This window comes from Streptomyces sp. NBC_00683 (assembly GCF_036226745.1).
Classification (GTDB): domain Bacteria; phylum Actinomycetota; class Actinomycetes; order Streptomycetales; family Streptomycetaceae; genus Streptomyces.
On record NZ_CP109013.1, the window covers coordinates 5,683,334 to 5,702,965 of the forward strand.

Annotated in this window: 15 protein-coding genes and 1 pseudogene; 11 read left to right on the forward strand and 5 right to left on the reverse strand. The window is 70.8% G+C overall.

Annotated features, from left to right (window positions below; all coding sequences use genetic code 11):
- The first annotated feature begins 137 nt into the window (after positions 1 to 137).
- The 5 genes and pseudogenes from OG257_RS25330 (at position 138) to alc (ending at position 5,097) form a co-directional block, all read left to right on the forward strand.
- The gene (locus OG257_RS25330) at positions 138 to 467 is read left to right on the forward strand and encodes a hypothetical protein (protein ID WP_329211033.1); all 330 of its coding nucleotides are present in this window, start codon (positions 138 to 140) and stop codon (positions 465 to 467) included.
- Positions 468 to 2,706, forward strand: a pseudogene (gene malQ / locus OG257_RS25335) (4-alpha-glucanotransferase).
- Positions 2,652 to 2,882, forward strand: a complete 231-nt coding sequence (locus OG257_RS25340; protein ID WP_443054482.1) for a hypothetical protein — start codon at positions 2,652 to 2,654, stop codon at positions 2,880 to 2,882. The pseudogene malQ and the gene OG257_RS25340 overlap by 55 nt, the downstream one beginning before the upstream one ends.
- A 92-nt stretch (positions 2,883 to 2,974) precedes the next feature.
- Complete coding sequence (locus tag OG257_RS25345; protein ID WP_329211037.1) at positions 2,975 to 3,889, forward strand: LysR family transcriptional regulator; 915 nt, start codon at positions 2,975 to 2,977, stop codon at positions 3,887 to 3,889.
- A gap of 59 nt (positions 3,890 to 3,948) precedes the next feature.
- Entirely contained in the window at positions 3,949 to 5,097 is a 1,149-nt protein-coding gene (gene alc, locus OG257_RS25350) for an allantoicase (protein ID WP_329211038.1), read from the forward strand.
- Between the two features lie 88 nt (positions 5,098 to 5,185).
- Here the strand turns inward: alc and pepN (OG257_RS25355) are convergent, their stop codons facing one another.
- Positions 5,186 to 7,762: an aminopeptidase N gene (gene pepN / locus OG257_RS25355; protein WP_329211040.1), complete on the reverse strand. Its 2,577-nt coding sequence runs from the start codon at positions 7,760 to 7,762 to the stop codon at positions 5,186 to 5,188.
- Positions 7,763 to 7,875: 113 nt separating this feature from the next.
- Here pepN (OG257_RS25355) and OG257_RS25360 point away from each other — a divergent pair, with 113 nt between their 5' ends.
- The 3 genes from OG257_RS25360 to OG257_RS25370 are packed head-to-tail and all read left to right on the forward strand — an operon-like array spanning position 7,876 to position 9,000.
- Positions 7,876 to 8,376: a DUF1203 domain-containing protein gene (locus OG257_RS25360; protein WP_329211041.1), complete on the forward strand. Its 501-nt coding sequence runs from the start codon at positions 7,876 to 7,878 to the stop codon at positions 8,374 to 8,376.
- A gap of 59 nt (positions 8,377 to 8,435) precedes the next feature.
- A complete protein-coding gene (locus OG257_RS25365; protein WP_329211043.1) occupies positions 8,436 to 8,666 on the forward strand; it encodes a ribbon-helix-helix domain-containing protein in 231 nt (76 codons plus the stop codon).
- Positions 8,653 to 9,000, forward strand: a complete 348-nt coding sequence (locus tag OG257_RS25370; RefSeq protein WP_329211045.1) for a type II toxin-antitoxin system PemK/MazF family toxin — start codon at positions 8,653 to 8,655, stop codon at positions 8,998 to 9,000. Before OG257_RS25365 ends, OG257_RS25370 begins: the two co-directional genes overlap by 14 nt.
- A 57-nt stretch (positions 9,001 to 9,057) precedes the next feature.
- Here the strand turns inward: OG257_RS25370 and OG257_RS25375 are convergent, their stop codons facing one another.
- Positions 9,058 to 10,086 (reverse strand): aspartate-semialdehyde dehydrogenase, encoded by a 1,029-nt coding sequence (locus OG257_RS25375; RefSeq protein ID WP_329211047.1) that lies wholly within the window; start codon positions 10,084 to 10,086, stop codon positions 9,058 to 9,060.
- Between the two features lie 167 nt (positions 10,087 to 10,253).
- On the opposite strand from OG257_RS25375, the gene OG257_RS25380 reads away from it, so the two are divergent.
- Both OG257_RS25380 and OG257_RS25385 read left to right on the forward strand, forming a co-directional pair.
- Positions 10,254 to 10,784, forward strand: a complete 531-nt coding sequence (locus tag OG257_RS25380) for an RNA polymerase sigma factor (RefSeq protein ID WP_329211049.1) — start codon at positions 10,254 to 10,256, stop codon at positions 10,782 to 10,784.
- 2 nt (positions 10,785 to 10,786) lie between these two features.
- Complete coding sequence (locus OG257_RS25385; RefSeq protein WP_329211051.1) at positions 10,787 to 11,431, forward strand: hypothetical protein; 645 nt, start codon at positions 10,787 to 10,789, stop codon at positions 11,429 to 11,431.
- A gap of 62 nt (positions 11,432 to 11,493) precedes the next feature.
- On the opposite strand, the gene OG257_RS25390 is transcribed toward OG257_RS25385, so the two are convergent.
- The 3 genes from OG257_RS25390 to pepN (OG257_RS25400) all read right to left on the reverse strand — a co-directional run bounded on the left by OG257_RS25390 (position 11,494) and on the right by pepN (OG257_RS25400) (position 18,735).
- Positions 11,494 to 14,802, reverse strand: a complete 3,309-nt coding sequence (locus tag OG257_RS25390; protein WP_329211052.1) for a S8 family serine peptidase — start codon at positions 14,800 to 14,802, stop codon at positions 11,494 to 11,496.
- Positions 14,803 to 14,972: 170 nt separating this feature from the next.
- Positions 14,973 to 15,980, reverse strand: coding sequence for a hypothetical protein (locus tag OG257_RS25395; RefSeq protein ID WP_329211053.1), 1,008 nt, complete (start codon positions 15,978 to 15,980; stop codon positions 14,973 to 14,975).
- A gap of 172 nt (positions 15,981 to 16,152) precedes the next feature.
- Positions 16,153 to 18,735, reverse strand: a complete 2,583-nt coding sequence (gene pepN / locus OG257_RS25400; protein ID WP_329211055.1) for an aminopeptidase N — start codon at positions 18,733 to 18,735, stop codon at positions 16,153 to 16,155.
- A 133-nt stretch (positions 18,736 to 18,868) separates the two neighbouring features.
- Between pepN (OG257_RS25400) and OG257_RS25405 the strand changes: the two genes are divergently transcribed.
- A complete protein-coding gene (locus OG257_RS25405; RefSeq protein ID WP_329211057.1) occupies positions 18,869 to 19,519 on the forward strand; it encodes a mycothiol-dependent nitroreductase Rv2466c family protein in 651 nt (216 codons plus the stop codon).
- The last annotated feature ends 113 nt before the right edge of the window (positions 19,520 to 19,632 follow it).

A 19,632-nucleotide genomic window follows, 5' to 3' on the forward strand; every position in this document is an offset into this window, starting at 1 on the left:
CCCGACGTACGCGGGAACGGTATGTGACCCACGGCACGTTGGGCTCGTTGTCATAACGCCTACGTCACGTCCACGCCTGCTCCCGCGCCCGCTGGGTAGGCCTGCTGTGTCCTGTTGTCCACGGCCAGGAGGCCACCGTGCCCGCTTCCGCGCAGCTTCTGCTCTCCGCCCTCTCCAAACAGGTACCGAGCCCCACGGGTCCTGATCCGCTCACCGGTGATCCGCTGACCAGCGAACCGCCCCTGAGCGATGTCGTGCCCCTCATGATCAGCGAGCTGCCGCTCGCCGATGTCTCCCACCTCGTCGGCGAGCAAGGGTTCGCCGAAGACGCCCCGCTGACCAGCGAGCCACCGCTCGCCGATGCAACCCCGCTCACGAGCGAGCCACCGCTCGCCGCCGTCGCCCCTCTGACCAGCGAGCCGACAGCACCCGGCACCGCAGGGGGCATGGAGTCCCCAGGAGTCTGAATGGGCTTGTCCCGGCTCGCCGCACTGCACGGCGTCGCCACCTCCTTCTCCCCGTCCGCGGATGTCACGGTGTCCGTCCCCGACGACACGGTCAAGGCCGTGCTCGCCGCGCTGGGCGTCGACGCCGCCACTCCCGCGGGGGTGGGGAGATCACTCGTCGCCGCCGAATCGGCAGCGGCCTCCCGCCTGCTCCCGCCGACGGTGGTGACCTGGGCCGGGGAGCCGCTGCCGCCCGCCCTGGCCGCGCTGCCGCCCGGCGTGACCCTGACGATCGAGCCCGAGAGCGAACCGGGAAGCACGGAGGCGCCGCCCCCGCTGCGGATGAAGGTCCCGGCGGCCGTCGCGGCACCCCGGGCCGGGAACGCGCCGCGCACGCCCTCCTGGTGGAGCGAACCGCCCCTGGGCGTCCACCGGCTGACCGTCCGTGCCCCGGACCACCGCTACGCCACGGCCACGCTCGTCGTCGCACCCGACCGCGTACCCCAGCCGCCCGCCCGCACGCACGGCTTCCTCGTCCAGCTCTACTCCCTGCTCTCCGCCCGGTCCTGGGGCATGGGCGACCTGGCGGACCTGGCCGACCTCGCCGCCTGGTCGGGACGGACCCTGCAGGCCGGCTTCGTCCAGGTCAACCCGCTGCACGCCGCCGTGCCCGGCAGGCCCACCGACCCGTCCCCCTACCGCCCCTCCTCGCGGCGCTTCCCCGACCCCGTCCACCTGCACATCGAGTCGGTGCCGGAGTACGGGCACGTATCGGAGCGGGCGACGCTGGACGACCTGCGCCAGGACGCCGCGTCACTCTGCGAGGCCGTCCTGAACAAGGGGGCGCTCATCGACCGTGACGCCGTCTGGGAGCTCAAGAAGCAGGCACTGGAGCTCATCGTCCAGGTCCCGCTGACCCCCGGCCGCCGCGCCGCCTACTGCGACTTCCTGGCCGAGCAGGGGCAGGCCCTGGAGGACCACGCCCTGTGGTGCGCCCTGGCCGAGGTGCACGGCTCGAACTGGCGCGGCTGGCCCGAGGGGCTCCGCGACCCGCGCTCCCCGCAGAGCGCCCGCGCCCGCACCGATCTCCTGGAGCGGGTCGACTTCCACTGCCGGCTCGCCTGGCTGACGGACACCCAGCTCGCCGCGGCCCAGAGCGCCGCGCGGGACTCCGGGATGGCCGTCGGGATCGTCCACGACCTCGCGGTCGGCGTCCACCCCGACGGGGCCGACGCCTGGGCCCAGCAGGACGCCTTCGCGCACGGCATGTCCGTCGGAGCGCCCCCGGACGCCTTCAACGCGCACGGCCAGGACTGGGGGCTGCCACCCTGGCGCCCCGACGCGCTCGCCGCATCCGGCTACGCCCCCTACCGCGGCCTCCTGCGCGGCCTCCTCGCTCATGCGGGCGCCCTGCGCATCGACCACGTCATGGGCCTGTTCCGGCTCTGGTGGGTGCCCGAGGGCAGCCCGCCCACCGAGGGCACCTATGTCAGCCATGACGCCGAGGCGATGCTCGCCGTTCTCGTCCTGGAAGCGCACCGCGCGGGTGCCGTCGTCATAGGGGAGGACCTGGGCACCGTCGAGCCCGGAGTGCGCGAGGCGCTCGCCCGGCGCGGGGTGCTCGGCACGTCCGTGCTCTGGTTCGAGCGCGACTGGGACGGCACCAGGCGCCCGCTGCCCCCCGAGCGCTGGCGCCGGGACTGCGTGGCCACCGCCACCACCCACGACCTGCCCTCCACCGCCGCCCGGCTGACGGGTGAGCACGTGACGCTGCGCCACCGGCTGGGGCTGCTCACCCGCCCCCTGGAGCAGGAGCTGGCCGAGGACGCCACGGACACCGCCGAGTGGCTGGCCTATCTGGCGAGGCTCCGGCTGCTGCCCGAGGGCGACGGCGACGAGGAGGCCGCCGTGCGCGCCGTCCACCGCTTCCTGCTGCTCACCCCGGCCCGGATGGCAGGGGTCTGGCTCCCGGACACCGTGGGCGACCGCCGCCCGCAGAATCTCCCCGGCACCTGGGACCAGTACCCCAACTGGCGCCTGCCCATCGCCGATGCGGAGGGCCATCCGGTCACCCTGGAGGAGATCGCCGCATCACCCCGGCTGCACAGGCTGATGGAGGTTCTGAGACCTGGCGCGGACCGGCCGTAGGGCCTGTACGGCACCCCCGGGCGCGCGCCGCTCGCAGGCGTTCGCTACGTTTGCACCGTGGACAAGAAGAACGCTATGCGCGCCGGCGCCGTCGCGGCCGGTACGACGCTGATGATGCTGCTCATGTCGTCCCCCGCGCTCGCTCTCACCCGCGACGACGGTGACGACCCGGGTACGGGGCTGAACGTGATGGAGACCCTCGGTCTCTTCGTCGCGGCGCCCATCGTCCTGTTCCTGGCGATCGTGGGCCTCGTCATGGTCCTCGACAAGTCCAAGAAGCAGGCCTAGCACCTCTCGCCACTCCGCTCTTCACGGGTGCGCCGCCGGTACGCAGTACCGCGCGGCGCACCCGCATGTCCGGATCCCGGTAGGTTTCGGCCATGACCGAGTGGGACGTCAAGAAGCTCCGCATCCTGCGTACCCTGCGCGACCGGGGCACGGTGACGGCGACGGCCGAGGCTCTCCTGATGACCCCGTCGGCCGTCTCGCAGCAGCTCACGAACCTGGCCAAGCAGCTCGGCGTCCCCCTGCTGGAGGCACAGGGCCGCCGCGTCCGGCTCACCGACGCCGCGCACCTCGTGCTGCGCCATGCCGAAGCGGTCTTCGCCCAGCTGGAGCAGGCCGACGCCGAGCTGACGGGCTATCTGCGCGGTGAGGCGGGCCAGGTGCGGGTCGGCGCCTTCTCGACGGCTGTCCCCGCCCTCGTCGTACCGGCCGTCCGGCTCCTGGCCGCCGACCGCCGGCCCTCGCCCCAGGTCCGCGTACGGGAGGCGGAGGCGGCACAGGCGTACGAGCTGCTCTCTGCGGGCGAGGTGGACCTCGCGCTCTCCCTGGCGGCGCACGCCCCCACGGCCCGCGACCCCCGCTTCACCCTCGTTCCGCTGCTGGCCGACCCGCTGGACGTGGCACTGCCCGCGGACCACCCCCTCGCCCGGACCCCGGGCCTGCGCCTGGCGGACCTCGCCGCCGAGCCCTGGATCTTCGGCGGTTCGGGCCCCTGGTCGCAGATCACGACGGCCGCCTGCGAAGCGGCCGGCTTCGTCCCCGAACAGGCACACAGCGCGTCCGGCTGGACCGCGATCCTCGCCATGGTGGAGGCGGGCATGGGCGTCGCGCTGATTCCCCGCATGGCGTCGGCCGCCGACCGGCCGCGCGAGGGTGTGGCCATGCGGGTCCTGGACGCCGACCGGCCACGCCGCCATGTGGTGGCGGCGGTACGGCAGGGGGCCGAGCGGGGGCCGGCGGTGGCACGGGTACTGGCAGCGCTGGAGCAGATCGCTGTTAAGCAGAACTGAACGAACTGTACGAAAACTTTCGATGGACCTGATGGGTCTCCCCGTACGAGAGTCGTCGCATGAACTTCGACGCGAACGAGAGCACATTCCAGGACACCGACCCCCACGCCAATGACGCGGCCCCCTACGGCGGCGGCGACCCGTACGCCGACTACCGCACCGCCACCGGCCTCGCGTTCACCGACCTCGTCGACCTCGCGGACCGCCGCCTCGGCGCGGGCGTGATCGCCGCCAACGACGAGTTCTTCGCCGAGCGCGAGAACCTCCTGATCCGTGAACCCGCCGTCTTCGACCCCGAGCGCTTCGGCCACAAGGGCAAGATCATGGACGGCTGGGAGACCCGCCGCCGCCGTGGAGCGGACGCGGACCACCCCTTCCCCGCCCCCGGGGAGCACGACTGGGCGATCGTCCGCCTGGGCGCCCCCGGCATCATCCGCGGCATCGTCGTCGACACGGCCCACTTCCGCGGCAACTACCCGCAGCGCGTCTCGGTCCAGGCGACGGCCGTCGAAGGTGCCCCGAGCCCCGAGCAGCTCCTCGCCGACGACGTGAAGTGGGAGGAGATCGTCCCGCAGACCCCCGTGCGCGGCCACGCGGCCAACGCCTTCGAGATCACCGGCGACCGGCGCTACACCCACGTCCGCCTCTGCCAGCACCCCGACGGCGGCATCGCCCGCCTCCGCGTCCACGGCGAGGTCGTCCCCGACCCGGCCTGGCTCGCCGCGCTGGGCACGGTCGACCTGCTCTCGATCCTCAACGGCGGTACGTACGAGGACGCCTCCGACCGCTTCTACTCCTCACCGGCCCAGATCATCCTGCCCGGCACCTCCCGCAAGATGGACGACGGCTGGGAGAACCGCCGCCGCCGGGTCCGCGACACGAACGACTGGGTACGCTTCCGGCTTCCCGCCCAGGGCGCGGTGCGCGCGGTCGAGATCGACACGGCCTGCCTCAAGGGCAACGCGGCCGGCTGGATCGCCCTCCACGGCCGGGACGGCGACACGGGCGAGTGGTTCGAGATCCTCCCGCGCACCCGGCTCCAGCCGGACACCCTGCACCGCTTCGTCCTGGACACCGAGGCCGTGGTCACCCACGTCCGCCTCGACACCTTCCCCGACGGCGGCGTGGCCCGGATGCGCCTGCACGGCACGCCGACGGAAGCGGGAGCGGCCGAACTGGCCCGCCGCTACGAGGAGTCGGCCGGCTGACGGCTGCGCCCCCGGCTCCCTCTCCCCCCCGACCCCGCCCGGCGGACGGCTGCGCAACAGCGCCTGCCCGCCGGGCGGTTTCCACCGCCTACGCGGTCGCTGCCGCCGAGTCGGCAGCCTGAGCCCTGAGCGCGCGCTCGACGCCCGCCCTGGACTCCGACATCAGCCGGCGCAGCGCCGCGCTCGGCCCGGCCGAGTCCAGCCAGGCGTCCGTGGCGTCCAGCGTTGCCCCGGAGACCTGGAGGGACGGGTACAGACCGACCGCGATCTGCTGGGCCATCTCGTGGCTGCGCGAGTCCCAGACGTCCTTCACCGCGGCGAAGAACTTCTCCGTGTACGGGGCGAGCAGCTCACGCTGGTCGGTCTGGACGAAACCGCCGATGACCGCCTCCTGGAGGGAGTTCGGCAGCTTGTCGGACTCGACGACCGAGGCCCACGCCTCGGCCTTCGTCTCCGCGGACGGCTGCGCCGCACGTGCGGTCGCCGCGTGGCGCTCACCCGCCGCCGTCCTGTCGCGCTCGTACTCGGCGGCGATCTCCTCCTCGTCCAGGAGGCCCGTCGCGGCGAGCCGCTGCACGAACGCCCAGCGCAGCTCCGTGTCGACGGCCAGGCCCTCGATGTCCTCCGTGCCGTCCAGCAGGGACTGCAGCAGGTCGAGCTGCTGGGGGTTGCGGGCCGTGGCCGCGAACGCGCGGGCCCAGGCCAGCTGGTGGTCGCTGCCCGGCTCCGCCGCGCGCAGGTGCGCGAGCGTCGCCTCGGTCCACTGGGTCAGACCCGCCTCGCGCCACTCTGGCGCCGCGTACAGGTCCAGCGCCAGCTTCACCTGGCGGTGCAGCGACTGGACGACGCCGATGTCCGTCTCCTTGCTGATCCCGGAGAGGACCAGCGCCAGGTAGTCGCGCGTCGCCAGCTCGCCGTCCCGCGTCATGTCCCAGGCGGAGGCCCAGCTCAGGGCGCGGGGAAGGGACTCGGCGAAGTCGCCCAGGTGCTCCGTGACGACGGCCAGCGACTCCTCGTCGAGGCGGACCTTCGCGTACGACAGGTCGTCGTCGTTGAGCAGGACGACCGCCGGGCGTGCCGTGCCCGCCGGGAACGGCACGGTCGTGCGCTCGCCGTCCACGTCCAGCTCGATCCGGTTCGTACGGACCAGCTTCCCGGCCTCGTCGAGGTCGTAGCAGCCGATCGCGATCCGGTGCGGACGCAGCGTCGGCTCGCCCTTCGCACCGACGGGGAGGGCGGGGGCCTCCTGGAGAACGGTGAAGGAGGAGACGTGGCCGTTCGCGTCCGTCTCGATCTCCGGGCGCAGGATGTTGATGCCGGCCGTCTCCAGCCACGCCTTCGACCAGGTCTTCAGGTCACGGCCGGAGGTCTCCTCCAGCGCGCCCAGCAGGTCGGACAGGCGCGTGTTCCCGAAGGCGTGCGCCTTGAAGTACGCCTGGACGCCCTTGAAGAACGCGTCCTTGCCGACGTACGCCACGAGCTGCTTCAGGACCGAGGCGCCCTTCGCGTACGTGATCCCGTCGAAGTTCACCAGGACGTCGTCGAGGTCCCGGATGTCCGCCATGATCGGGTGCGTCGAGGGCAGCTGGTCCTGGCGGTACGCCCACGTCTTCATGGAGTTGGCGAACGTGGTCCAGGAGTGCGGCCACTTCGATCCCTCGGCGTCCGCCTGGCACGCGATGGAGGTGTACGTGGCGAACGACTCGTTCAGCCAGAGGTCGTTCCACCACTCCATGGTGACCAGGTCGCCGAACCACATGTGGGCCAGCTCGTGGAGGATCGTCTCGGCGCGCGTCTCGTACGCCGCGTCCGTGACCTTCGAACGGAACACGTACTGGTCGCGGATGGTGACCGCGCCCGCGTTCTCCATCGCGCCGGCGTTGAACTCCGGGACGAAGAGCTGGTCGTATTTGGCGAACGGGTACGCGTAGTCGAACTTCTCCTGGAACCAGTCGAAGCCCTGCCGCGTGACCGCGAAGATGTCGTCCGCGTCGAGGTACTCGGCGAGCGACGGACGGCAGTAGATGCCGAGCGGCACCGACTGGCCGTCCTTCTCGTAGCTGCTGTGCACCGCGTGGTACGGGCCGGCGATCAGGGCCGTGATGTACGTGGAGATACGCGGCGTCGGCTCGAAGGACCAGACGTCGTCCTTGGGCTCCGGCGTCGGTGAGTTGGAGATCACGGTCCAGCCGGACGGCGCCTTCACGGTGAAGGTGAACGTCGCCTTCAGGTCGGGCTGCTCGAAGCTGGCGAACACCCGGCGGGCGTCCGGCACCTCGAACTGGGTGTAGAGGTAGGCCTGCTCGTCGACCGGGTCGACGAACCGGTGCAGTCCCTCACCGGTGTTCGTGTACGAGCAGTCGGCGACGACCTTCAGCTCGTTGGAACCCGCCTGCAGGTGCTTCAGCGCGATCCGGGAGTCGCGGAAGACGGCGGCGACATCCAGCGCCTTGCCGTTCAGAACGACATCGTGCACGGCCGGGGCGACCAGGTCGATGAAGGTCTCCGCGCCGGCTTCGGCGGAGTCGAAGCGCACGGTGGTGACGGACCGGTAGGAGCCGCCCTCCTGCGCTCCGGAGAGGTCGAGATCGATCTCGTACGCGTCCACGGTCAGCAGGCGCGCCCGCTCCTGTGCCTCTTCGCGGGTCAGATTCGTGCCAGGCACGCGGTCATCTCCTTGATATGCGATGTTTTTGGCCATCCTTCCACGTGGGGTACGCGCAGCGCGATGTCCGTTTTCCGCCGGACCGGTGGAGGCGTTCGGGCCACCCTCGGAGCATGACCACCTATGAGGCACGACCGATCGCCCCCACCGCCCTCGACGACCTCCGCAAGACCGACGACGCGGACCGGCCCTGCGTCCCGTACACGGCGCAGGAGGGCGGCGAACCGCTGCGCTGCTGCCTGCGCGCCGCCGGGCCGGGGGAGCGGATCGCCCTCGTCTCGTACGCCCCGCTGAGGCGCTGGGCGGCGGAGACCTGGGCCCGGCCGGGGGCGTACGACGAGCAGGGCCCGGTCTTCATCCACGCCGAGGAGTGCGAGGGGCCGGCGGCGGACCCGGACGGCTACCCGTTCTCGCGGGCGGGCTCGCTGCGCACGGTCCGCCGCTACGACGCGGACGGCGCGATCGTGGGCGGCCGCCTGCTGGAGATCCCGGCCGACGAGGAGCGTGGCTACGACGAGGCCCTCGCGGAAGCCTTCGCCGACCCGGAGGTGGCGCTGGTGCACGTGCGGGCCGTGGAGTACGGCTGCTTCCACTTCGAGGTGCGACGCGGGTAGTACCCGCACCTTGCTGCTCCGGTAGCCAGCTAGTTCCTACCCTTGGTAGGATAGAGGGCATGAAGATCAGTGTGAGCTTGCCGCAGGAGGATGTCGCCTTCGTCGACGAGTACGCCGCGAAGACCGAGGCGGATTCCCGGTCGGCGGTGATACACGCCGCCATCGAGCTGCTGCGTTCCGCCAACCTGGAGGCCGATTACGAGGCCGCCTTCGCCGAGTGGGACGCGAGCGAGGACGCCGTGTTCTGGGACCGGTTCTCGGGGGACGGGATCGCCGATGAAACGCGGTGACATCTATTTGGTCGACTACGAGCCCGTCCGCGGCAGTGAGGTCAACAAGGCCCGCCCCTCGGTGATCATCTCCAACGACGGAGCGAACGCCGTGGTGGCGCGAACGGGGCGAGGAGTGGTCACCGTCGTACCACTGACCTCGAACGTTGCTCGGATCTATCCCTTCCAGGTGCTGTTGCAGGCCGGGGAGACAGGTTTGACGAAGGACTCCAAGGTGCAGTGCGAGCAGGTACGCGCGATGGCTGAGGAGCGGTTCGTACGGCAGGTCGGCACCGTTCCCCGTCAGCGCATGACGGATATCGACGCGGCTCTGCGGCGGCACCTCGCCCTCTGAGGCATGCGAAAGGGCGGCCCCCGGACACCGGGGGCCGCCCTTTCACGAGTGGGAGGGTCAGCCCTTGAGCTCCGCCGCCACCAGCTCCGCGATCTGCACCGCGTTCAGCGCCGCGCCCTTGCGCAGGTTGTCGTTGGAGACGAAGAGCGCGAGACCGTGCTCGACGGTCTCGTCGACCCGGATGCGGCCCACGTACGAGGCGTCCTGGCCGGCCGCCTGGAGCGGGGTCGGGATCTCCGAGAGCTCGACACCCTCGGCGTCCTTCAGCAGCTCGTAGGCGCGCTCGACGCTGATCGGACGGGTGAAGCGGGCATTGATCTGCAGGGAGTGGCCGGAGAAGACCGGGACCCGGACGCAGGTGCCGGACACCTTGAGCTCCGGGATCTCCAGGATCTTGCGGGACTCGTTGCGGAGCTTCTGCTCCTCGTCCGTCTCGAACGAACCGTCGTCGACGATCGAGCCGGCCAGCGGCAGCACGTTGAAGGCGATCGGACGCTTGTAGACACCCGGCTCGGGGAAGTCGACCGCGCCGCCGTCGTGCGTGAGCTTGTCCGCGTCGGCGGCGACCTTGGACACCTGGCCGTGCAGCTCCGCGACACCGGCGACGCCGGAACCCGACACCGCCTGGTACGTGGCGACGGTCAGCGTCTCCAGACCTGCCTCCGTGTGCAGCGGGCGCAGCACGGGCATGGCGGCCATCGTCGTGCAGTTCGGGTTGGCGATGATGCCCTTGGGGCGGTTGCCGATCGCGTGCGCGTTGACCTCGGAGACCACCAGCGGTACCTCCGGGTCCTTGCGCCAGGCGGAGGAGTTGTCGATCACGACGGCACCCTGGGCGGCGACCTTCTCGGCCAGGGCCTTCGACGTCGCGCCGCCCGCGGAGAACAGCACGATGTCCAGACCCGTGTAATCGGCCGTGGAGGCGTCCTCGACGGTGATGTCCGTGCCCTCGTACGTGATCGTGGAGCCCGCGGAGCGGGCGGAGGCGAAGAGCCGCAGTTCGGCGACGGGGAACTTCCGCTCGGCCAGGATCCTGCGCATGACTGTGCCGACCTGACCGGTGGCGCCGACGATTCCGACCTTCACAGGGACTCCTTCAAACGTACGAACGGGCACGGTTGCCGCTCCATGATGCGTATGTCCACGGCTTCCTTGTCCAATCCATTGTCCGGCAGGCGGACGGCGACGTCCCGGGCGAACGTTCTGGCGCGCTCCCGCGTCAGAGGGGAAACACATTCAGGGGGAGGAACTCCTTGCTGGGAAGGAAGGCGGCCGGTGCGGGGGACGACCCCCTGGGCCCGGCACAGGTGAACCGCGTCAGGGCGGTTCTTTCTCTGGGCGGAGTTCCGTACTCCGACCTGCAGGACGGTGTGCAGCAGATACGGCTGCGCCTCCTGGAGCGCTCGGCGAGCGGCCGGGAAGCCCCCCGGGAGATCGGCGCCTGGGCGGCCGTGGTCGCCTCGAACCTGGCCGCCGACTGGCACCGGAGCAGGAACCGACAGGAACGGGTCGGCGCCCGGCTCGCCGCGCTGAGCCCGGCCGATTCCGGGACCGAGGGCGGTCAGGAGGCCCGCCTGCTGGCTCTCACGGTGGCCGAGGGGCTGGACGAACTGCCGGCACCGCAGCGCCAGGCCCTGGTCCTGCGGTTCTACGCGGACCTCTCGGTACCGCAGATCGCGGCGGAGCTGGGCATCCCCGAGGGAACGGTCAAGAGCCGCCTGCACGTGGCGGCCCGAGCGATGCGCGAGCGGCTCGCGCGGGTTCACGCGGACGAGGTGGTGTGACGATGGACACGGACGGGTCCGACGAGCTGATGGCCGTACTGCTGGGGCAGTCCGCGCCCGACCCGGGCGACGCACCGGCCGCTGCGCGGTACGACGCCGCGAGGCGTGACATGACGGAGCTCCGCGAGCAGCTGCACCTCATCGGGGACCGGCTGGCCGCCCCGGACGGCGCACAGGGCACCCTCACGCCTTCGCGTCCCCGGTGGGTGCGGAAGGGGCCCCTCGCGCTCGCCGCCTCTGTGGTGATCGCCGCGGGCCTGGCCGGCACCGGAATCCTCTGGTCGGTCGCCCAGCCGTCCGGGGAGCACGGCGACGCCAAACTGGGCCGGGAGGGAATGATGGCCTGCGCGCGGGTCGTCGCGGACGGCACGGTCAGCCGGAAGGAACGGGTCGGCGGCCTCGTACGGGTCGTACTGACCGTCGACCGGTACCTCAAACCGGACCGGGGGCCGCGGGAGACCTCGTTCGTCGTCCCGGGCGAGGAGGCGGACTACTTCCGGCCGGGCAGGCCCATGGTCGTGATCGTCTCGCGCTTCCCGGGCGAGCCGGTGGATTCCTTCACCGGTGAGGACCGGGCCACCGCCTGGCAGTGGATGTCGGCCGCGCTGCCCGCCTCGCGCACCCTGGAATGCACGGACCCCGGATGACGCACAGCGGGGCGGGAGCTCCCGGAAGAGCGCCCGCCCCGCTGCTCAGGTACTTCAGACCGTTACGGCGTGACCTTCTCGATCACGACGCTGCCGGTGCCCGCCGCGGTGCCGCGGGAGTTCACCAGGTGTACCTCGCCGAAGAACTGACGGCCCTCGGGAGCCGCTCCGGCGACCACGACCTCGGCGCCGACCTGCGCGGACGCGCCGTTGGCCAGGGTCACGACCTTCGACTCGTCGACGTTGATCGCGCCGAGCGACGGTGCGTAGTACACATCGCGGTAGTCGTACTCGGTGGTCCCGGCCGGGACCGCGTAGCCGTCGATGACGACGGTGTAGGTACCGGCGGCCGGCTTCACCAGGCTGACCGACTCCTCCGAGCCGGCCGTCGTGGACGCACCGACCTCCGTGTCGCCGTTGTAGACGTACAGGTCGATGTCGGCGTTGGCGTCCGAGGTGCCACCGATGGCGAAGTCGAGCTTCTCGACGCCCTCACCGATGGTGACCGTGGTCTCGTACGTCTCACCTGTGGAGATCGACGGACGCTCGACCTTGGCCGAACCCAGCGAGCCGCCCTTGAGCGAGCCCTCGAGGTCACCGGCGTTGTTGGTGACCTTCCAGTCCACCGCGGCCGGGGTGCCGATCTTCGCCTCGGCGATGGTCTTCACCGCCGGGTCGAAGGACGCGCCGAGCAGCGAGACATCCAGCTTGTACGGGTTGTCCAGCAGCGGCGACGTACGACGGGACTCGACCTCGATCTCCCAGACGCCGGGCTGCGGGGCCTTGTAGGACCGCGTGTCCGGACGGCAGGTGTTGGCCGGGTTCTCGTAGTTCGGGTAGCAGAAGATCGTGGAGCTGTCCTCCACCGCGACCCCGTAGGGGTGGATGGAGATGAACCGCGTCTGGCTGCCCGAGCGCAGGGCGCTCATCGCGACCTCGAGCGTCTCCGCACCCTCGGGGACGTTCACGAAGTACGACGTGGTGCCGTTGCGCTGCACCGAGCCGGTCGTCGAGAACGCGTAACCCGGCTTCACCAGGTCCTTGGAAACGATGACGGTGGCCAGAATCTGCTGGTCGACACCGACGGTCTTGGCGTCGTCCACCTGCAGGATCGCGCTGTGCACACCGGCGGTGCCGGGCTTCGCCTCGACCTTGACGGTCACGGGCTTGCCGAGCGGCAGCGAGACGGTGCTCGAACCGGCCAGCTTGAAGGTGCCGTCGTTGTTCTTCCACGACAGCTTGTGCGCGACGGCGCGGTCCGGACCCGTGGTGCGGGTGACGGTGACGTCGTACGACTTCTTCTGGCCGGCCTTCAGGCCGCCCTCACGGTCGTACAGGCCGGTGCCGAAGCCCGGGGTCTTCAGCGCGAAGTCGATCGCGGTGTCGACCGGGGCCTTGACCGAGAACTCGTGCGCCGGGGCGCCCTGCTTCTCGATCTGCTTCCAGGCACCGACGATGTTGATCAGACCGGCACCCTGGGCGTGCGCGGGCACGCCGTCGATGTGGGTGGCGGTGCTGGTCAGCGCGGTGCGCAGGTCGGCCGGGGGCAGTTCGATGTTCTTCTGCTTCGCGGCGGACAGGAGCAGCGCCGTGGCGCCCGCGGCCTGCGGCGAGGACATCGAGGTGCCCTGCAGCATGGAGTAACCGGCGGGCAGCGTGTAACCCGCCTCCTTGACCGGACCGCCGGGGAACCAGGTCTGGGTGGTGTTGATGGACGCACCCGGAGCGGTCAGGATCGGCGCGAAGCCGCCGTCCTCACGCGGACCGCGCGAGGAGAAGGGCAGCATGTCGTACTTCTTGGTGACGTTCGAGCCGTAGTTCGCGGCCCAGGTCTCCTTGGAGATGGACGCGCCGACCGAGATGACGTGGTCGGCGAGGCCGGGGTCACCGATCGTGTTGACACCCGGGCCCTCGTTGCCGGCCGAGATGACCAGCTGGACGCCGTAGATGTCGATGAGCCGCTTGTAGAGCTCGGCGCGCGCGTTGTTGCCGTCGTTGAGCGGCGGCAGGCCGCCGATCGACATGTTGACGACGTCGACACCGCGGTTCACGACGAGGTCGATCATGCCCTCGGTCAGCGCGATGTTGGTGCAGCCGCCGGACCAGGTGCAGGCACGCGAGGAGACGACCTTGGCGCCGGGCGCCGCGCCGTTCATCTTGCCGCCGAACAGGCCGTTGGCCGCGGTGATGCCCGCGACGTGCGTGCCGTGCTCGCTCTCGATGACGCCGATGTTGACGTAGTCGGCCTTGGTGCCGGCCGCGTCGAAGACGACGTCCTTGCGGGTCTCGACGACGAACGGGATGCGCTCGACGATCTGCGTCGCCGGGTTGTCCGTACCGAAGTAGCCGACCTGGTGCTTGTCCTTGTACGGCTGGAGCACGGCGTCGTTGGCGAAGTTCGCGTCGTCGTTCAGGTCGACGCGGACGGTACCGGCGGTCGGGTCGTAGAGCACGGCCCACTTGTCGGTGGTGTCGCCGTCCCGGTTCAGGTCCCCGGCCATGTCGCCACCCAGGGTGGCGGCCTCGGAGAAGATCTGGATCTTGTAGGACCCCTCCGGCGCCGAGTAGGTGCGGCCGCCGATGGTGAACGTCGGACCCGCCACGGCCGCGGTCATCCGCAGCCAGGTGCGGTCGCCGTCGCTCACGGGGTCGGTGGCGGTCACCCAGTCGACGATCTTGCGCTCGCCGGTGGTGGTCTTCTGCAGCGCCGGGTGCGCGATGTCGACACCGGAGTCCAGGACACCGATGGTGATACCGCGGCCGTCGGCCTTCGGGTGCTGCTGGACGAAGTCGACCGCGCCCGTCTCGAAGGACGGGTTGTACGGGTTCTTCGCCGGCGTGTTCTTGCCGGGCGCCGGGTAACTGCCCGTGGACTTCGTCTGCTTCGCACCGGCGGCCCGGTCGCCCGTGGGCGTCGGGTCGTCGAGCTTGATCTCCTGCTTGAGATCGATGCCGTACACCGAGGACAGCTTCTGGGCCGCCTTGATGGTGGCCTCGGCCGTCGCGGTCGGCACGGTGGCCCGGACATAGCCGAGCTTGTCGTACGTCTGCCCCAGCACGGACCCCTTGACGGCGTCCAGTTGCTCGGTGACCTGCTCGGTCGCACCGGGGGCGGTGGCGACCATCATCGTGATGTTCTTCTCGCCCTTGGCCTCGGCCTTCGCCAGCACATCGGCGTCGGCCTCACCGAGCTTGTCGCCCTTGTCGCTGGTGGCGGCGGGCTTCACCGGAGTGGTCACCGGGGCGTCGGCGGCGAAGACCGGGGCGGCGCCGGAGGCGGCCAGTGCGGCCACCAGACCGGCAGCGGCTGCGATGCGCGCCGCGCGTCTCGCCCCGGGTATGGAGCTGGGGGATTCCTTGGTCATCAGCATCCCTGTAGGTGAAAGAAAGAGAGAGTCCGGAATTCGGTACCGGATGACCGCTCAGCCTTTCCTAAAAGGCAGGGGTTTGTGGAGACTTGGCGGCGGCGAGTAGTGGACATGGCGTACATTCGCCACCGGTGCTGATGCGTCATGTGGGACGAAAAGGGTGAATATTCCGCTCATCGCGGCAGGACCACCACGTACGCGGCCGGTTCACGGTCGTCCGCCGCCATCAGGGCCGTACGCACCACCACCGCCTGCTGCGCCATCCTCTCGCGCAGCTTCTTCGCCGTGACGCGGACGACGGTCACCCCGAGCCCCTCCAGGTGCTCCCGTTCCGCGGTGTACGTGATGTGCTCCTGGCGGGGGCTGCGGGTGCCGAGTTCGAGCGCGACGGCCTGGTCCGGCCAGTACGCGTCCACCCCGCCCAGGAACGTGCCGCCCCGCAGGTACAGATCCACGTTCCACACCGGCTCCGGCAGACCGTAGCTGCGCACCATCTCGTACAGCCGGTCCTCCGCCACCGCCCTGCCCTCCATGAGCAGCGCGTCGACGGCCTCCACCACATGGGGCCTGCCCAGCAGCTTGGCCGCACTCAACTCCCGTACGACCGTGGCGGGTTCGCAGTGCCCTTCGCGGACCGCCTCCGTCAGCATCCGGCGCACCGTGGGAGCATCCGTGAGCCCGGCCACCGCATCCGCCAGGGCCCGCTCCACCGGGGCCACGGGCACTCCGAGCCGCCGGTCGGGCGCGGGCAGCGAGGCCGCCCGCTTCACATCGACGAACCGGGTGGAGCGCAGCCGCCTCGTGCGTGGCACCAGCACATCGATCCGGTGGAGAGCGATCATCGGCGGGGCCGACGCGAAGCCGTGCAGGGCCAGCGCCGCCAGCCCGGTGACCATCGCCTCGCCGTACCCCGGCCCGGACTGGGCCGGCACCGTCCGCCGCGCGGAGACCGGTGGCCGGCCGGCGTACAACAGGGCGCCGTGCACGCGCTCCTGGCTCGTGGGCGGGCCCGGGTGCAGGAGGTACACGCCGGGCAGCAACTGCTGCCACGGCCCGCCCGGCAGGCACTGCGCGGCGGTCTGGGCGGCGGACACACCCTGGGCGCGCAACTGCGCGGCGGACTGCACGCGTTGCCGCACATCGTGAAGGGGACGGGGGGACAGCGGGGTGTTCTGGGTCATGCCCCGGAGGTTCCCGCACCTCTCAGGAGCACCAACCTCTGTTACAAGGCCGTCGGCATTTCGGGACAACGCCGTCCTAAAGTACGGCAGTTCGACTGCCGAAAAGAGCGGGCACGCCGGGGATTGTGCGACGGCCGCCCCGCACGGATGTACGGGGCGGCCGGGTCACCGATCAGACCGCGGCGTCGCACTCCTGGCCGCGCAGCGCCCGCGCCAGGTCGTCCCGGGCCTCCAGGACCAGCCGCCGCAGCGCCGGGGCCGCGTCCGGGCGGGAGGTCAGCCACGCGTCCGTCGCCGCCAGCGTCGCGGGGTCGTCCTGCAGCCCCGGGAACAGGCCCTTGACGACATCCATGCCGATCTGGATGGACCGCTCGGCCCACACCCGTTCGATCGCCTCGAAGTACGAGGCCGTGTACGGCGCCAGCAGCTCGCGCTGCGAGGGCTGCACGAAGCCCGCGATCGTCGCCCCGGCGAGCGCGTTGGACAGCTTGTCCGACTCCACGACCGCCGCCCACGCCTGGGCCTTGACCGCGTCCGAGGGGCGCGACGCCAGGCACCGCACGTGGTGGCGCTTGCCGGACGCCGTGTCGTCGCGGGTCAGTTCGGCGTCGATGGCCGGCTCGTTGGCCACCCCGTGCGAAGCCAGCGGCGACAGGAAGGCCCAGCGCAGCTCCTGGTCGACATCCAGGCCCTCGATCACGGCCGTGCCGTCCAGCAGGCCCGTCAGCAGCTGGAAGTCCGCCTCCGAGGTGGCGACCGCCGCGAAGAACCGCGCCCAGGTCAGCTGGTGCTGACCACCCGGCTCCGCGAGGCGCAGCTCCCGCAGCGCGCCCTCGGCCAGCGCCCGGCCGCCCTCCTCGCGCCACGCCGGCGCGGCGTAGTGCACGAGCGCGGACTGGGCCCAGGCGTGCAGCATCTGGAGCACGCCGATGTCCGACTCCCGGCCGGCGAACGCCAGGACCAGGGAGACGAAGTCGCGAGCGGGCAGCAGTGCGTCCCGGGTCAGGTTCCACAGCGCGGACCAGCACAGCGCGCGGGCCAGCGGGTCGGTGATGTCGCCCAGGTGGTCCCGCAGGGTGGCGAGGGATCCCTCGTCGAAGCGGACCTTGCAGTAGGTGAGGTCGTCGTCGTTGACCAGGACGAGGTCGGGCTTCTCGGCCCCGGCCAGCTCCGTGACCACGGTGTGCGGCCCGGCGACATCCACCTCGGCACGCGCGTACCGCACCAGGTCACCCTCGGGGGTGCGGCGGTACAGGCCCACCGCGACCCGGTGCGGGCGCAGCTCCGGGTGGGAGGCGGCGGCCCCCTGGAGCACCACCAGCTCCGTGATCCGGTCCGCGGTGTCGTACGTCACCGCCGGCGTCAGGACGTTGACGCCCGCCGTCTGCAGCCAGGACCGGGACCAGGACGTCATGTCGCGCCCGGACGTCTCGGCGAGCACCGAGAGCAGGTCGCCCAGCTGCGTGTTGCCGTACGCGTGCTGCTTGAAGTACCGGCGCGCACCCTCCAGGAACGCGTCCCGTCCCACGTACGCCACCAGCTGCTTGAGCACCGAGGCGCCCTTGGCGTACGTGATGCCGTCGAAGTTCAGCTTGGCGTCCTCCAGGTCACGGATGTCGGCCGTGATCGGGTGCGTGGACGGCAGCTGGTCGGCGCGGTACGCCCAGGACTTGCGGTTGTTGGCGAAGGTGATCCAGCCGTTGGTGAAGCGGGTGGCCTCCACCATCGAGAGGGACCCCATGAAGTCGGCGAAGGACTCCTTCAGCCACAGGTCGTCCCACCACTGCATGGTGACCAGGTCGCCGAACCACATGTGCGCCATCTCGTGCAGGATGACGTTGGCGCGGCGTTCGTAGGACGCCGAGGTGACCTTGCCGCGGTAGATGTACTCCTCGCGGAAGGTGACGCAGCCCGGGTTCTCCATGGCGCCGAGGTTGTACTCGGGCACGAACGCCTGGTCGTACTTCCCGAACGGGTACGGGTAGTCGAAGTGGTCGTGGAAGAAGTCCAGTCCCTGCTTGGTGATCAGGAAGATGTCGTCCGCGTCGAAGTGCCGCGCGAGCCCCTTGCGGCACATCGCGCCGAGCGGGATCTCCAGCTTCGAACCGTCGTCGAACGTGCGGGTGTAGAGGTCGCTCTCGCAGTGGTACGGACCCGCGACGACCACCGTGATGTACGTCGAGATGGGCTTCGTCTCGGCGAAGCGCCACTCCTCGCCCTCGTGGAACTCCTCGGCGCCGTTGGACCGGACCGTCCAGCCCTCGGGTGCCTTCACCTCGAAGCGGTAGGGCGCCTTCAGGTCGGGCTGTTCGAAGTTCGCGAAGACGCGCCGGGCGTCGGCCGGCTCGTACTGCGTGTAGAGGTAGACCTCGCCGTCCTCCGGGTCGACGAAGCGGTGCATGCCCTCGCCGGTCCGGCTGTACGCGCACTGCGCGTCGACCACCAGGACGTTCTCGCCCTCGACGAGGCCGTCCAGCGCGATCCGGGTGCCGTCGAAGACGGCCGCCGGGTCCAGGGCCTTCCCGTTCAGCGTCACCGCGCTCACGGCCGGGGCCACCAGGTCGGCGAAGGTCGAGGCCCCCGCACGCGCGGCGCGGAAGCGGATCGTGGTCAGCGAGCGGAACGTGCGCGGACCGGCGCTCCCGTCGGGCTCACCGACGGCGGAACGCAGGTCGAGGGCGACCTCGTAACCGTCGACGGTCAGCAGCTCGGCCCGCTCACGGGCCTCGTCGCGGGACAGGTTCTCACCGGGCACGGAACACTCCTTTGTGTCTCTTTCGAACAGCTTTGATCCTCGCATGCGGCCGAAGACCCCGGCACCCGGGAATGGCCGGAGTGCCCCGTGGCGTTCTGGAACCCAGGTGCGAGACGACCTCATGAGGAGAGACATGCCCGAGAACAGCACGTCGAACGGCAGGACCCCGGCGGACTTCTGGTTCGACCCGCTCTGCCCCTGGGCCTGGATGACCTCACGCTGGATGCTGGAAGTGGAGAAGGTCCGCGACGTCGAGGTCCGCTGGCATGTGATGAGCCTGGCCGTGCTCAACGAGGACAGGCTGGACGAGCTGCCCGAGGAGTACCGGGAGATGCTGGCGACCAAGGCGTGGGGCCCCGTCCGGGTCGTCGTCGCCGCCCAGCAGAAGCACGGCGACGCCGTCGTCGGCCCCCTTTACACCGCGCTCGGTACCCGCTTCCACAACAAGGGCGAGGGCCCGACCCGCGAGGCCGTCGTGGGCGCCCTCGAAGATGTCGGCCTGCCGGTGGAGCTCGCGGAGTACGCGGACTCGGACACGTACGACAAGGAGTTGCGCGCCTCCCACAAGGAGGGCATCGAGAAGGTCGGCCAGGACGTCGGCACTCCGGTCATCGCGGTGCCCGGCGCCGACGGCGAGCAGATCGCCTTCTTCGGCCCGGTCGTGACCCCGGCCCCGAAGGGCGAGGACGCGGCGAAGCTGTGGGACGGCACGCTGCTGGTCGCGTCGGTCCCCGGCTTCTACGAGATCAAGCGGACCCGTACGCAGGGCCCGTCCTTCGACTGACGTACCCGCACGACCCCGCACGGCCCCATGGAAGAACCCCCGCGAGTCATGTCCTCGCGGGGGTTCCTCTTTGATCCGCCTGCCGGGTGAAGGTTGAGAAGACGATCACGAGG

Bases quoted from the DNA above. Each gene is read 5' to 3' on its own strand.
- OG257_RS25345 (WP_329211037.1), top strand. From the start codon at position 2,975: ATGACCGAGTGGGACGTCAAGAAGCTCCGCATCCTGCGTACCCTGCGC.
- alc (WP_329211038.1), top strand. From the start codon at position 3,949: ATGAACTTCGACGCGAACGAGAGCACATTCCAGGACACCGACCCCCAC.
- OG257_RS25360 (WP_329211041.1), top strand. From the start codon at position 7,876: ATGACCACCTATGAGGCACGACCGATCGCCCCCACCGCCCTCGACGAC.
- OG257_RS25365 (WP_329211043.1), top strand. From the start codon at position 8,436: ATGAAGATCAGTGTGAGCTTGCCGCAGGAGGATGTCGCCTTCGTCGAC.
- OG257_RS25370 (WP_329211045.1), top strand. From the start codon at position 8,653: ATGAAACGCGGTGACATCTATTTGGTCGACTACGAGCCCGTCCGCGGC.
- OG257_RS25385 (WP_329211051.1), top strand. From the start codon at position 10,787: ATGGACACGGACGGGTCCGACGAGCTGATGGCCGTACTGCTGGGGCAG.
- OG257_RS25390 (WP_329211052.1), bottom strand. From the start codon at position 14,802: ATGCTGATGACCAAGGAATCCCCCAGCTCCATACCCGGGGCGAGACGC.
- OG257_RS25395 (WP_329211053.1), bottom strand. From the start codon at position 15,980: ATGACCCAGAACACCCCGCTGTCCCCCCGTCCCCTTCACGATGTGCGG.
- OG257_RS25405 (WP_329211057.1), top strand. From the start codon at position 18,869: ATGCCCGAGAACAGCACGTCGAACGGCAGGACCCCGGCGGACTTCTGG.